Below are 571 nucleotides of genomic sequence, written 5' to 3'. Positions count from 1 at the left end.
GCCGCGGCAAAAAGCAGGACGGCGACCCGAAGGTCGCCGTCCTGTGGATAAAAAGGCCCGGAGTGTGTCGGGGCCATGAGCATGAGGCTCAATCAATCGGTCGTGATCTTCGAGTGCTTCTGGGTGTCCTTCATGAACACATAGACCAGCAGCGAGCAGGCGATGCAGGCGGTGACGTACCAGTAGAAGCCGCTCTCCAGGCCGACGCTCTTGAACCACAAGGCAACGTATTCGGCGGTGCCGCCGAAGATCGATACGGTCAGGGCATACGGCAGGCCGACGCCCAGGGCGCGGATCTCGGTGGGGAACAGTTCGGCCTTCACCACCGCGTTGATCGAGGTGTAGCCGCTGACGATCACCAGCGCCGCCATGATCAGGAAGAACGCGCCCCACCAGCTGTCGACGCTGTGCAGGGTGCTGAGGATCGGGTAGGTGAAGATGGTGCCGAGTACGCCGAAGGCGATCAGGATCGGCCGCCGGCCGATCTTGTCGGAGAGGGCGCCGACGATGGGCTGCAGCAGCATGAAGAGGAACAGGGTGGCAGCCGAGATCATGGTCGAGTCGGTCTTGC

Annotated in this window: 1 protein-coding gene; it reads right to left on the bottom strand. The window is 62.7% G+C overall.

Features of this window, described 5'->3' with window-relative positions:
• Positions 1-92: 92 nt before the first annotated feature.
• A partial coding sequence (locus tag OCGS_RS09260; protein WP_040610863.1) for an MFS transporter occupies positions 93-571 on the bottom strand: 479 nt, incomplete at its 5' end.

Origin of the sequence: Oceaniovalibus guishaninsula JLT2003 (assembly GCF_000299575.1) — a bacterium.
Classification (GTDB): domain Bacteria; phylum Pseudomonadota; class Alphaproteobacteria; order Rhodobacterales; family Rhodobacteraceae; genus Palleronia; species Palleronia guishaninsula.
This window is presented reverse-complemented; position numbering and strand designations above follow the sequence as displayed.